At 33.8% G+C, this 14,878-nt stretch carries 9 protein-coding genes; 5 read left to right on the forward strand and 4 right to left on the reverse strand.

Translation table 11 applies throughout. The features are described from left to right. Positions 1-14 precede the first annotated feature (14 nt). Together UABHE_RS33395 and UABHE_RS33400 are read left to right on the forward strand one after the other, a co-directional pair. Entirely contained in the window at positions 15-4,727 is a 4,713-nt protein-coding gene (locus UABHE_RS33395; RefSeq protein ID WP_372367822.1) for a protein kinase, read from the forward strand. A 398-nt stretch (positions 4,728-5,125) separates the two neighbouring features. Then, a complete protein-coding gene (locus UABHE_RS33400; protein ID WP_372367823.1) occupies positions 5,126-7,747 on the forward strand; it encodes a protein kinase in 2,622 nt (873 codons plus the stop codon). 307 nt (positions 7,748-8,054) lie between these two features. Here UABHE_RS33400 and UABHE_RS33405 read toward each other — a convergent pair whose 3' ends face one another. Beyond that, a complete protein-coding gene (locus UABHE_RS33405; RefSeq protein ID WP_372367824.1) occupies positions 8,055-9,215 on the reverse strand; it encodes an SRPBCC family protein in 1,161 nt (386 codons plus the stop codon). 582 nt (positions 9,216-9,797) lie between these two features. On the opposite strand from UABHE_RS33405, the gene UABHE_RS33410 reads away from it, so the two are divergent. From UABHE_RS33410 to UABHE_RS33420, 3 genes are all read left to right on the forward strand, one after another. Further along, positions 9,798-11,159 (forward strand): hypothetical protein, encoded by a 1,362-nt coding sequence (locus UABHE_RS33410; RefSeq protein ID WP_372367825.1) that lies wholly within the window; start codon positions 9,798-9,800, stop codon positions 11,157-11,159. A 448-nt stretch (positions 11,160-11,607) separates the two neighbouring features. Then, entirely contained in the window at positions 11,608-11,883 is a 276-nt protein-coding gene (locus UABHE_RS33415; RefSeq protein WP_372367826.1) for a hypothetical protein, read from the forward strand. A 51-nt stretch (positions 11,884-11,934) separates the two neighbouring features. Beyond that, positions 11,935-12,243, forward strand: coding sequence for a hypothetical protein (locus UABHE_RS33420; RefSeq protein WP_372367827.1), 309 nt, complete (start codon positions 11,935-11,937; stop codon positions 12,241-12,243). A 115-nt stretch (positions 12,244-12,358) separates the two neighbouring features. Here the strand turns inward: UABHE_RS33420 and UABHE_RS33425 are convergent, their stop codons facing one another. The 3 genes from UABHE_RS33425 to UABHE_RS33435 form a co-directional block, all read right to left on the reverse strand. Next, positions 12,359-12,934: a hypothetical protein gene (locus tag UABHE_RS33425; RefSeq protein ID WP_372367828.1), complete on the reverse strand. Its 576-nt coding sequence runs from the start codon at positions 12,932-12,934 to the stop codon at positions 12,359-12,361. A 181-nt stretch (positions 12,935-13,115) separates the two neighbouring features. Then, positions 13,116-13,703, reverse strand: a complete 588-nt coding sequence (locus UABHE_RS33430; RefSeq protein ID WP_372367829.1) for a hypothetical protein — start codon at positions 13,701-13,703, stop codon at positions 13,116-13,118. Between the two features lie 10 nt (positions 13,704-13,713). Further along, complete coding sequence (locus UABHE_RS33435) at positions 13,714-14,808, reverse strand: tryptophan 2,3-dioxygenase family protein (protein WP_372367830.1); 1,095 nt, start codon at positions 14,806-14,808, stop codon at positions 13,714-13,716. Between the last annotated feature and the right edge of the window lie 70 nt (positions 14,809-14,878).

Below are 14,878 nucleotides of genomic sequence, written 5' to 3' on the forward strand. Positions count from 1 at the left end.
GCTAGGAGATAAAAATGACCTCAATGCAAGATAATGATCTTGTCAAAAAAATCTTACAATCAGGACTCATTGATCGCAATGCTTTACAAAAGCATTTCAATGAAAAAAAACATAAGTTTCCTCAGATGTCACTAGCACAGTATCTCATTAATAAAAGTATACTCACTCCTGCACAAATACAAATGCTTGTTGCACCAATAAACGCTGATCAGCAAAAACTTAGTGAATCATTCCTTATCAATACAGATACAAAAAGTATGGTAAACAATCAAACAGATGCGCAAATTACTCTAGACGATGAATTGCTTGTGGAACGCGAAGGTCATAAAAAAATTGGTCGTTACCAAATTATAGAAGAAATAGGTCGTGGAGGAATGGGGTGTGTTTACAAAGCTTTCGATCCACAATTACAACGAACGGTAGCCTTAAAAATTCTACTTGGTATCGGAAACGAGAAAGCAATAAAGCGTTTCCAAATAGAAGCACGAGCAACAGCTAAGCTGGATCACCCAAATATTGTCAAGGTTTATGACATTGGAACAGAAGACAAACAACCGTTCTTTACCATGGAGTTCGTTGAAGGAGACTCGTTAAAGAGTTTTATTCGTAAGCAATCGCTAGATAACAATCAAATTGCTCAATTAATGGCGAAAGTGTGTAAAGCAATGTATTATGCACACTCTCAAGGAGTACTTCATCGCGATTTAAAACCAGCTAATATTATGATGCCAGCAAACGGCGAACCGCAGGTGATGGATTTTGGTTTAGCGAAAATGACACAAACGCAAGAAGATATATCGCGAACCGGTGATGTTTTGGGGACATTGCAGTATATGTCTCCTGAACAAGCGCAAGGGAAAACAAAAGAAATTGATAAACGCAGCGATGTATATTCCTTAGGGGTTATTCTTTACGAATTACTAACAAAACAAGTGATTTTTGAAGGTAGTGCTTTAAATATTTTACACAAAATTATGCATGAACGACCAACGATTCCTCGAAAAATAAAACCTTCTATCGCTGTCGCAATTGAAAGTATCTGTCTTAAAGCAATCTCTAAGCAAAAGCAAAAACGTTATCGTAATGCAAAATCAATGGCCGAAGATCTCATTGCTTTTAGTAAAGGACAATCTGTTCAAGCACAACCGTTTAACCAATTTATATCGATTTTAGATTTAATAAAACGTTATAAAAAAACAATTGCGATGGTAACTGTTGCAGTTATTTGTGGTTATTTTATTACTCCTACACTTAATAGTGTAATATACCCAACAGGCGAAATTGAAATATCTTCTGAAATAAAGGGATTAAGAGTAGAAACGGAAAGTAAAGGAAAGATCGATTTAACTTATACCACTCAAGATAGGTCTTATATATACAAAAAAAAGCTAAGTGCAGGGAACAACACTGTTTTTGTTAGAAAAGAAGGCTATTTTCCAGAAAAGGTATCTTTTAAAGTTACAAAAAATGTAAGAAAAAAATACCGCGTTCCCCTCCAATCTCAAACGGTGTGGAATAAAAAGATATTTGTAGATGGCCAAGATAATAATCTATCACTTGTAAATATGAATAATGATTCTCATCTTAGTTTGATATATACAAACAAAAATGGCGCTATTGTTAGTTATGATGCGACCAAACGACATCATTTATGGTCTATAAATTACAGTCTTTTTCCTCATTATTTTACAACACAATTTACTGATCTCAATTTAGATGGTGTCAAAGACATTATTATGCCTCAAAAAGAATATATGATTGTGGTAAACGGCTCGACGCGATATCCAATACTCGAAATACCTGAATTCTGGGGGCAATCTTGTGTTTCTATTGACATAGATAACGATGGTGATAAGGACATCATTACATTTGCAAATCACTTTCCTAAAGGAGTTCGTTGTTACAGATCAAACAACGGTAAATTTAGTCGCAAAGTTTTATGGCAAAAACCAAATATAATTTCCCTGGATAATATCCCTCTGGTAAAAATAGGAACTAGTATATTTTTTATTGGTAAAAATCTTGCTAACAGAAATAGTCCTCTTGGCAATTGCTTAATTCGAATAGATACACAAGGTAACTTTAAAGTATTGCAACATATGGTTGGGAAGATAATTGATTTAAAAAAAATATCTTTATCCGGTAGAGATTTTTTGGTGTATTACACAGCTAACGAAGGTTTGTCCTGCCTAGACTTACAAAAAAATCAAAAAAAATGGGTTGCACCATTTAAAAATGTACATGGATCTCCCATTACAATTGACTATTCTGATAGTTCTCCTAGGATTTGGTTGCATTTAAATTCGGTTTATTGTATTGATGCTTCTAGTGGTAAAACATTAAAAACTTTACAACTTAAATCAGAAAAAGACAAATTTAAGAATAAAAAAAGCTCACCAGTTTATCTAATAAAAAAAGATAATGATTTATTTGCTGTTGTTTGGGGATTTAGTTATATATATATTATTGATACAAAAGTTCAAAAACAGGCTAAACCATTTTGGTTTTCTCCTTATAAAATAAACGACCTTATCCTAAAAGATGTCACGCCAAACAATTTTCCAGAGATTATTTATTTAGCGAATAAAACGCTCCGAGCTATTACTTATAAAAAAAACAAATATATAACGACGTACTTACCAGAGAAATATACTTACTCGATTAGAAAACGTTATAGTCGTCCTTATGCATTTGACTTTGACGAAAATACTAAATCGATGTTTTGTTTTGTTGCCGACTTGAGAGGTGAAATTGTTGGTTTAAAAACAAATAAGAATTTGCGCGAAATTATTGCAGAAAAAAAAATAAAGAAAGAAACGCACGCTCTTAAAATTATAAAACACAAGGAGAAAAAGCATCTTCTTGTAATCACTAAAAATACTATTATTCGATATAATATTTCTTTAGATGAGAAAATATCGGTATATGAAAACAAGGATTATAATATTTCTGATAATTCTGTTCTTGTTACTGATATAAACAACGATAAGATCCAAGAAATTATATTTGCAGACGGTAAGAACATAAAATGTATTGATTGGAAAGGGAAAATAATTTGGCATCAAAAAAAAGCAGTTCCTTCTTTTTGTAAGTCTATTTTTGTAAAAATAAACAAAAGTAAAATCAGTAAAAGAGTATTCTTTGTAGACGCAAAAACCGTTTTTGCCATGGATGTAAAAAACGGAAATATTTTATGGGAAAAACCGCTTGCGACTAGTTCTATGGGATTTGTTTTATCTAGCGCAAATCTAATCAAAAATGATAAAAATGATGTACCTGAGATATATTGTTCACAATTGCAAGGTACCGTATCATGTTTTTGCGCGGACACAGGGAAGTTGTTCTGGCATACGCGTTCTTTAGGAGGTAACATTGCGCAATCACCTGTCCCTAGAACAAAAACCAAAGACCTCATTTTTGCAACAGATCGAAGTAGTGTACACTCCATAGATGCACGTACAGGAAAAATCAAGTGGTCATCCACCGTTTCTCTTTTTGTCCCTTACCTTCGCGGTTTCGATATAGCATTTGATCTAAAAGATGATATTAACCAAGATGGTGTAGATGACATTATTGTCAATAATAAAGAAAATTTTCTTTCGGTTCTTTCTGGAAAAAATGGAGAGCTATTAGGAAATATCAATGAATTCGATAGTTTAAATAAGATGCCACATCTCACAGATGCAAGCAGAAGTACGGGATTGGATTTTGTTTTTTTCAATAGTGACGGACAATTAATTATTATTGATAATATCATTGAATACATAAAAGATTATTTAGCGCCACCATTAGAAATTATTGATAATAATGGGCAACATTTACCAGCGATTGAAAGTTACTTACACAGTCTTGTACACACCCGACAATTTAATCTATTAAGTAAACAGTTCTACCGATATAAAAACCTGCCTACTCACTTAATTAAATTCTTCGAAGGAGCACTGCTAGTAAATCAAAATAAATACATTGCTGCGCGCAACAAACTACAATATTGCCATCTTCCTCGCGCCCAATTTCTACTTGCACTATGTCATTTCCAACTAGAGAATTATTCTCAAGCCACAACTATATATGCTGACCTTATCGAAAAAAATGTTGAAAAACTAGATAAATACAATAAACACTACAGTGATCGGATTAAACGGAAACATCTTTGGCAAAAAATCCACGATGATGCTGTGAAAAAAAGCTCCAAAAATATAGTAAAAATATATAAAGCATTTGCAATTTCAAAAATTAATAAAACGCGCGAACAACTTCTTTTGCGTCTGGCAGCAAAATATTCTAAAGATCAAGAAATCCATTATTTGTATGAAAAGTATATTTTCTCCAATCGAAACATGTTGAAAAGTGCATACATACAAAACCAATACATTGAGCTACTCAATCAGGCCGTAGATGCTTCTCCAAATAATTTGAATTTTAGACTTGAGCGTGGAAAAGTACTAGTTATTTATGGCATTTTTTACGAGCAAGCCTTAAAAGACTTACAAATGGTACCAAGAAAAACATTACGTGGAGAGAATCGTTTATACCTAGCCTTAGCTGCTTTTGGGGCTAAAAATTATGAGTTGTACGACCGTGAGATCACAACTATAAAATTTGATCCTCAGTGGAAAATAGCACTACAATATCTACGTAGTGGTAAAAAAGAACAATTGTTAGAGAATATGCACAAGTTGAATCTACCTCCTGTCATCAAAAATATCTGTTATTATCAAAAATAAAAGCGCGGTAAAAAATAGTGAAATTTTAAACTAGGGCGTGTCATTATTCAAAATATTGTGTGTTTTTTCGAGCCCGAGCCCGTTTGCGAGCCCGTTTCCGAAACTTTCACTAACAATTTATCAAAGAAGCAAAGTTTCTTTTTCCATCGCAAAAAACTAGTATTGAACCAATAAATCACTTTTTGTCGCTCTCAAAAAGTTTTCGGGCGCGGGCTCGCAAACGGCTCGGGCTCAATACTACTGGCGTATCATTAAATGAATCCGTTATATTTTTATCTGTATTGAATGATCACAGGCCCTAAAGCAAGTCGCAAAAACTTTTTGCGATTCACTTAACAAGATAAATATAATAACGAAGGTTTCTCAATAAAAGAAAGCATAAGCTAGGATGCAATTCAATGACTGATTATCCAGCCAAAAATATGTTTGGACCTTATCAAATCACCCAAGAACTTGGTCGTGGTGGTATGGGAAGAGTCTTTAAAGCACATCATGTCCAATTGCAGCGTACAGTCGCTTTAAAGATCATGCTAACAGATAGTAATACTACTCAAAAACAAGTACAGCGTTTTTTGATAGAAGCAAGAGCTATGGCTCAGCTTCAGCATCCAAATATTGTTCGTTTGTATGAAATAGGTAATCACCAAGGGACAAATTTTTTTACTATGGACTATATTCCTGGTGTTACTATGAAAAAATTCATCCAAGAAAAAAAGCCAACAACTAAAAAAAGCATTCGTCTTCTTATTCAGGTAGCGAAAGCAATTGAATATGCACACAGCCATAATATTATCCATCGCGATTTAAAACCGGCAAATATCATGATCGATGAGCAAGAAAAACCTTATGTAATGGACTTTGGTTTGGCAAAAATACTCTCTGATGAAGAAGGGATTAGCCATACAGGGCTCATTATCGGTAGTCTCGCATATATGCCACCAGAACAAGCAGAAGGAAAACATCGCCAAATTGATGCACGTAGCGATGTTTATGCGCTGGGAGCAATATTGTACGAATGCCTTTGTGGGCAGAAACCGTTTACTGGTAATAGCCAAACCGCTATTTTGGTCAAAATTGTTACCCAGGAACCTGCGCCACCGAGCGCTATAAAACCACGTATTGCTAAAGTACTCGACCATATCTGTTTAAAAGCAATGGCCAAATCCCAAACAGATCGCTACCAAAGTGTAGAAGAATTTATCCAGGTGCTCAAGGATTACTTGGATGGTAAAGTGAAAAAATCTTCGAGAATGTCTAATTATTCTAACGTGTTCAAGATAATAACAGCTTTTGTTTTCATGATTATGATTATTATTGTTAGTTGGTTGCTTTTCTCTCCTAGGCCTGAAAGTGCTTCAAATAAAGCACAATCTTTTAATCAAGATCCATCAATAAAACGTCAAAAAGAAACGTGGAATCTCTTTAGTAATGATAATATATTACTAGGAATAGGATCTTTAAGTCAGTGGAAAATAGCGCCGTCCTCTCTTGGCAAAATAACTCAAAAAGGCCAAAAAATTTTTTTTACAGCTAGTTACCACAACAGCAAGGGAACTATTACATCACAAGATAAAAAAATTGACATTCATATAGCACAACCATTAGAGATTTTTATCGGCAAAAATTTTGTGGGACAAAACATGTATGTCTATAAATTACAAACGCCAGGTACACTGTGTTCTCTTACTTCTTACAAAGTGAAAAATTCGGGGACGATAACCATTCCTTTGCGACCACGGATACCAAAAACTTTATTTGTGCTATCAACAAACGCTGATTACCACCAAAAGTTTCCCTTTTACAACGATCGCAACAAAATCATGATTATTGAAGTCCAAACAAAGAACAATTATCCAACGTATCGATTTTTAGGAATGAATAGAGAAAATGTCCAGATAGAATTGAGTACATTGTGTAAAGAAGATGGAACATATATGTTACGTCCGTTTAAAGGATCACACTGCCCTGTAACAGGTGGTTTTATCAACGACAATAATTTCCTGATAACAAAAAAACAAAACGCTATTAAAGGTTCGCGTACGGCGTGGAATAATTATGTGTTTGTACTAGCAAAACTTACGGCAAAAAATAAAAAGTACAATTATCGTCATCTACGTACTATTCTTATAGACAAAGAACATCCTCAAGGATATTACGAAATAGAGCACCTTGCCCCGGTAGAAGATGCGATAGGTAATATGTCAATAGTCCCAAAAAAATTTATTCCTGAATGGACAAAAGGTCTACAAGGGACTTTCCAAAAGAGAGATGAAGTGTGGGGCTATGACAGTCATACGTTATTCAAAATTATTGATGTAAAACGTAATGCATATCCTACAATCAAAAAGAAAAAAGGAATGCAAATTCTCTATACCCAAGGTTCAAAGATTATGCAGATATTTCTTAAAGATGGTAGAAAGGATCATTGTTTAGTAGAGCTTAATCACTTGCAATCTATTAGAGAACTTTATGTATCAAAAAATGAATACTTATTTACTACTGCCAATGGAGAATACCGTAGAAATATTATGTTGTGGAAACCTTCTTTCCGAAAATCCAAAGTACTTTATTCAAAATCAGGGATGCATTACCAAGTGCCTACATTTTCCCCTGGTGGTGGGCACTTTATGGCTAGTATAGAAGAGGCAAACGACAATGGAGCGCGACTTGTGTTATGGAAAAAAACATTTCCGCAAGCTACTCCTATTCACCATAGTGAAATTTGGAAAAATGATGGAACGAAAAACTGGATGAGCTTTTCACCAAGTGGTAGATATTTAGCTTATGGAAAAAGAATAAGAGAAAATTGGCGCGTTGCAATTGTTGATATAAAAGAGGGGAAAACAACGACAATAAAAAAACCAGGAAAGCAAAAATTCCCTGAATATGTAACCGAAAATAGAATTGTTTATCTCTCGGATGTTTCAGGTAAAAATCAACTCTACTCATACAACTTACAAACCGAAAAAGAAACTCTATTTTTAAATATAGATGTCCCCATTCGTTTTTATAAAGAGTAGAGAAGTTTTATTTTGTTAAGAAAGATTAAGGGGCTATCAATTTAAATTGTCCGTTTAAAACAGCGAACCTTGACTGATACTAATAGAGTTAAACAGAATTACCAAAATGACGTTTTGTATGTGACCTACATGACTATTGTACTGTCAAATGTTTTAGATACTCTTTTTACAAGATTTTCTGCCATGGGTTTTTTCCTATTCTGAAAGAACCAAATTGTAAGAAAGATAAATAGTGGCGCGTTCTAGTTAACTTTTGCAAAAAAATATTCAAATCATTTGATGTTTTCTTTCGTTTCGAACTTGCTCTTTATTGTAATGAGTTGTCGATAGAATTATGAAAACGCAAAATCATTTCTTCGAAGCAAGTGTAACTAAAGTTATCTAATGATTTTCCAGCTAAGCCTTTTTGGATCGTTGCGCATAGTTCATAGTCTTCTTTGGTAATCATTTCTAATCCCATTGAAATTCTTTGGAATTTTTGTTTTTTCTCTTCTTCGTATTTTGCAGGAACAAGAGTGGTGCAAGTTAATTTTGTTTTTTGTTGCGAAATAGGCTCTATATTAATCCAGGCAAAATGGTCATCAAATACTAATAGAAAATTTCCCGGAAAAATGAAATACATAACATTGACATGTTGCAAAAATTCCCAGTCAGAACGAGGTATATTCTTCATTTGTTCCTCTAAAGAATTAATAGGAACAACGATTCTACCGTGATCTGCAAAAGAATCTATTAAGCAAATATTACGGTATTTCAAGTTTGGCAATGTTTTACCATGAGCATAGCTAAAATGATATACTTCAAGAAAAGATTCAACTCCCAACTTCCAATTAAAATCACCGTAGTAAACAGATTCGTGAAAAAATTGAAAATCATCTAACAAAAGATGATCTAATTCATTTGCTAGAGCATCAAAAGTTGTATCGATAGTGTTGTTGTTATCTAAAATTGTCCAAACAATACCAGCGCGAATAATGCACGGATATTCTCGAAGAGCAAGTGATTTTTTATCGCAGTTTGGCATTCCTGTTTTCATTCCGGGAATATTGAGTAATTCGCCATTAAGATTGTAGCTCCAGCTATGATATGGACAAATAAATGCATTGCTGCATCCTTGTTTTTCTTGCTTGAGAATGGCTCCGCGATGAGAACAAACATTAGCAAAAACTCTAACTTTATTTTCTTTGTCGCGCGTAACAATTAGAGGCATTTTATAAGGAGTGACTGTAAAAAATTGCCCAGGTTCAATAACGAGAGATGCGGCTCCCAATGCAGTAAGTTTATTACGCAGAAGTTTCTGTTCTTTCTCAAATCGAGAAGGATCAGTATAGTGTGTAACAGGTATGGTAAACGGCTTTTCTCCCATATCTGTAGTTTTTTGTGAAATGCGTTGCTCTAACCTTTGTAGCAAATTATTGAATGTTTCTTTTAGTTCGGGATGATTAGAAAGAGCTTTTTGTTCTATCATTTTTTTCCTATCATATGTAGATAAAGTTAATTTTGAGTTCGCTAAATTCTAGTGATCAGATAAAAATAGTTTCCAGTTGAGTATATAACTTTTATTTTCTAGCATGGGAGTCCGACCTCGCCTAGGAGTTTGAATCTTTCGTTTTTATTTGAACTTTGGTATGGCAAAACTGCTCAGAATTTTTTAGTGTCTGTACACTTAGCTTCTTGCATTCTTTGGCTTCATTAGCTTGAATGATGAGAGGCCCCTGTTGTTACATCGCATATTCTTAGATTAATTTTATTACAAGTATTAAAACTCTAGCCACAATAAAAAATAAAATTATAGAAATAAAGTTGAATAATTTCTCTGAAAAGAAGTCTATTTATTTGATTATCACCAGGATACTAGAATTTCGATAAGTTACAGAGTCACGTTCTTGTCATGTCTAGTTTAAAACGAAGTAGATGGTGTTAACAAACTAACCATACAAATCCCTAGAGCAAAAACGTTGATACCGTGTTCTTTGCATAGTAAAAAAGCTATTTTATTTAGATATATTTTCTACTTATTTAAACACAGATTTTCTTCAAGGATAAAGTAATGAGAATATTGACTATTATAACTATTTTCGTTAGTATGCCGTGTTTTACTCAAGAAAACGACAATAATGTATTAATTAAACAAGGTTTAGAATATTTAGTAAGTCAACAAAAAGCTGATGGTTCATGGCATGGAAATGTTGGTTATAAATCATACTCTGGTTATTTCGTTACAAAAAAAGATTGTTCTCATGTAGGTGTAACAGCGCTAGCAGCGCTTGCATTATTAGAAGCTAAAAAACTTGATTATTCTAAGGGGATTTATACCGACAAACATTTAGAGTTGGCAGCAAATTTTCTTTTATCAACGCGAAATTTTTATTCTAAAAAAATTTCTCAAAATGGTACGCGAATGATTAGCCATTGTTTAGCCACTCAATTTTTAGCAAGATATTATATTTACAGTAAACGTAAAGATTTGTATAAACCATTAAGAGCTGCGCTAATCTATATTTTATACATGCGGAGTTTTTGGAATGTGAGTCCTTTGGAATTAGAACGTTCTATAATATGTAGAACGCAGGCTCTATTTTGGTGTCGTCACGCTGGTTTAAGAATAATACCAGAAAAGCAATGGCAAAATTTGATTGATAATATTCTTAAAACAAAGAACAATAATGGTAGTTTTGGTCCGAAAGATTATGCCAGAGTTGTATCGTTTTTGGGTAAAACAGCATATGGCGCCTTGGGTTTATTATTAAACCAAGAAAAACCTTCTCAGCTGTTTTCAACTTGGGCATATTTACAAAATAATTATCAAAAATATAGAACAGATACTATTGGTACATTTCGCTATTTTTATCAACGTTGGTATCTCAACGAAGCAGCATATTTAGCTGGCCCAACGTACTTTAAGCTGTTTTTTTTTCAAACCCAAAAAGAACTCAAGCAACTCCAAAAAAATGGACATTGGCATGATGAGGTTTCTTCTGTTCACGCTACTGCTTATGCTATTCGAACATTATTAATTCCGATAAAAGAGCCTATAAACTTTAATTTCCCTTTGCGGGATTTAACCTCTCTCAAACAAAATAACAATACTCAAAAGAAACCAAAACCAAAACCTAAAATAAAACCAAAAACTTTATTAGAGAGGCAACATGTAATATATAAGAAAATACAAGAAATCATAATATCTAAGTCTAAACTTCATAAACTTCTTCGTCGAGACATTCTTCACATAAAACGTATCATACGAAATCAAACAGTATTTATTTCAGAGGTCAATAATGGTAAGTTACAACAGAAGCAACAGTTACTTGTGCTTTGTAATAAAATGATTCATGATTTAAAAAGACGAGATTTACAAGGAGCAAACAAGGCACAAATGAGCATTATAAAACTTTTGAAACAAAAAAAGTAGAAAGATTGTCTAGTGTTGACATTTAAAAGAATAACTAAAATAATAGAACTTCGCGAGTAAGAATATAGGCTACGATCGTGATTCCGAAAAAAATGATTTAAAGTAGCTTAAAATTTAGGAAAATTAAAATAGGGCCTGTCATCATTCAAAGTGTTTTTTCGAGCCCGAGCCCATTTCCGAGCCCGAGCCCGATTTAAAAGCTTTTAATCAAAGAAAGTAAGCATTGTTACAATTCGTAAAAAGTTCTGTTTTTTTACCATCTTTAGAAAGTTTTCGGAAACGGACTCGGGCTCGATACTTTTTGTAGTATTAACACAAGGCAATGGCACCTGTTTATTCTCACGGGCCGAATGATGACACGCCTTAGATCTTATCAAAAAAAGCTCATTGCCAATTGGAGGTAAATAGAAAGATCATTATTAACAATGTTTCTAACAGGAGGAGAAATATGTTGAAGAAAGTTTTTAACAAGCCAGTCTTAATTTTGCTTTTTATGTTATCAACAGGCGTTGTAATGTGGGTTTATAGTAACTATCCTCGATGGGTCATTGTAAAAGGGGAGAGTTCAGCTTTTCGGTCGTTGATTGATATTTTACTTGTACAGTCCGAATTTCAAAAGCGCGCTTTATTTAATAATAACAATAATAAAATTGGTGAGTTTGCTGATTTTGAATCGCTATTAGAAGCAGACATCGTTATTCGCGATTTAAGTTGGGATTTATGAGCTAGATCTGTTATTAATAGTCCTGGTAGGATTATTAAACTAAGTGAAACATTGAAGCTAATGAGAGATAAAGATGGAGATATCATTGCGACAAATGGTTACTACAATTTTACAATGTATTTATCGAGTAATTTAGAAGATCAGGAAAATACTTGGTATTGTTATGCTTGGCCTGTTGAGAAAGATATTACAGGAATAAGAGTTTTTGTTTTTAGTTCTTATAATCATTTTGTGGCAGCAAACAACACTCAAAAGTATTCAGGAGATAAAAAGCCTAAATACAATGCCGCAATATCTCCTGAGGTGGGTATTATAATGTCGGGCCATAGAGGTTACGATGAAGAACTTTGGGTTACATGAGGATAATTTTGCATTTGACTGAGTTCAGTTATCACAAATACTATCTTATTAGAAGATACTTTTATTATAAACAAAAATTAATTTCTTATGCTGAATATAAAAGAAAGCAGTGAAGCTAGTTGTTGTCTTTGGTAAAATGTCCATGATTTGTTGAAGGCTCTGCCCCCATTTCAATAACGAGTTGATAGGTAAACATTTTTTCTTTTGAGTAAACTCCAATAAAGCTCTTGTTTGTTAAACGCACAGCTCCTCGGCGAATACAATAATCCAAATATTCTGTATCCTCTAGTTTTACTAGTGTTGTTTGGAAATCTTCAAATGTTTTAAACTCACCTTTCTTATACCCTGGAATATTACCCATCTTGTTTTTTTCATTTTCTAGTTCGTTGGCAGAACTGGAAGCTCCTATTTTCTGTAAAGTATCGAGGCTACTGTCTAGTCTTGATTTCTCACTACTGAAGTCATTTATTCGTGGATTAAAGTATACATTTTTGTTTGCAGATGATGAGAAAAGATAAAGACAGTTGTTAATAGAATGGTGAACAATAAAACAATTAAAACGCGATACTGTTGCAACTCTAATATTGATATCGTTTGCTTCGTGACGGCCAATTAAAAAATAAGATTTGTTCATGCAAATGCAATGCATTCTAGGATTGTCAGTTCCTATTTCTTTGAGATATGCTCCCATTTTTACCTCCACAGTATTTCAAAAGATAAAATTATAATGCCAATACGTTCTAAACAATATCATTGGAAATTTATTTTTGTTTGTACATCAGCTATATTTTCACAGAAAAATATTTCCTGTGAAAATAGCCGATATAAAAGTATCGCAGACCAATATATTTTGCTTCAAGTTAGAACAACTATCAATAACCAGCTGCCCATCGTCCTTCCCAAACTTCTAAAATTTGTCCGCGTTTATGTTGATCGTGGTGTCCTTCAACATATAAAGGACGGGGAGAAGTTCCTGCGTGAAGAAAAGGAAGAGATACGCCAAAAGAACCAAATTGGATAAGACCAAGTACTGTGTAGCTTTGGTAGCCGTCATCGGCATAATCCATACGAAAAATGGGAAAGAAAATAGGACCAATGCACCATGAATTTAAGTGGCCACTGTGTTGCGAGTAAAGAGGTGTTACTATACCTTTTTGACCATCTACATTTAGATAACCAAAAAGATTGGGTAGCGCAGGTCCTAGTAATTTCAATTTTGTGTTATTGTCAAAATTTTCATAATCAAAAAGAGGAGACCATATGCTTGTTCTTCCGCGCAAAGATGTACTTCCATCTTCAGCAATTACTCTTGTGCCATTGCCCCATCTAGCGCCAAATAGCAGAAGATTTATATTACAATCCGATTGTGGTATATCTCCGAGATTACCTCCAGCATTGTAATAATTATGTGCACAGCCAGAAAGAATAAAAATGATTAATAACAATCCGCTTTTATACATAACACATTCCTCAATGTTGAGCTGTATAAAAAAAGCCCAGTTTTTCCTTTATCTCATCAGGAAGAGGTGGCAAAGTAGATCTTGGTATAAAGAAAGTCGCCATATTAAATAGATCTTGGTATACTTTACTTTTTTCAACAGTCATTTTTAAATAATCATGCCCAGAAGTTCCTCCTGTGCCTATTTTCGTTCCGATCATGCGTAGTACCATAAGCGCATGACGATAGCGCCAAGCGGTCATTAGTTCATCGATATCGACTAGGAGTGTTAAGAATTTAAACGGTTGTTGTAAAATAGGCTGGTCGCGGTACAAATGAATAAAAAGTGCTGCATGGGTTGCACGGAATGATAAACGACGTAGATTTTTTTTGACAAGTTCGTCGTGCTTTTCTTGGTCAAATATTGCTCGAAAGTTTTCTCGTGTATCTTCGTGAGCTTTTAGTTCCTTTTGGCGTTTTTCTTCTGAAATAATTGGGTTGTCGATAATTGTTTGCTTATCTTCGTCTAACATTGTAATGACAGCTTCTTTGTAACTCTCCCAAAAATTAAACCCTTCCGACTCTAAAAAAGGTGTTCTTTCTAGCCATTTTTCGACTAATTCAAACAAAGAACTTTGTTCTTCCGATTCCTGCAGCATTTTTTGATGTTCTTCTGCAAAATGCGAACGATATCCTTTTTTATTTAACATTGCTCGTTGCTGTGGGTGTAATCCTAATTTGTTTTCGATCAAACGAAACTGTACACTTTGAAATCCAGAGGCTGGTGTAATAAAATTTCTAAAGTCAAGAAAGTCGAGAGAGGTCATTGTTTCTAAGATTCGTAGTTGTTCGATTAAAAGCTTTTGAATCTCTGTGACTCGTGCGAGCCGCGACACCGTAATCCCAATGTTCACTTCATCGATGTAATCGTGTTTAAACATATTAATAATAGAATCTAATTCGTGAATAATTTGTCTAAACCATAGTTCATATGCTTGATGAACTATAACAAATAGCATTTCATCGTGAGCAGGATAACCGTATTTTTCACTCAAGAGTTCTTGAGAACTAAGTAATTTATCTAACCCTAGATAATCTGAGTAATAAGCAGGTGGATATTTTTTCATTTAAGTTCCTAAAATCAAAATAGTAGCCTTAGGGCCTGTTATCAAATTTTTGATATTATAACAAGTTCTA

It is taken from the genome of Candidatus Uabimicrobium helgolandensis, from assembly GCF_041508025.1.
Taxonomy (GTDB): Bacteria; Planctomycetota; Uabimicrobiia; order Uabimicrobiales; family Uabimicrobiaceae; genus Uabimicrobium; species Uabimicrobium helgolandensis.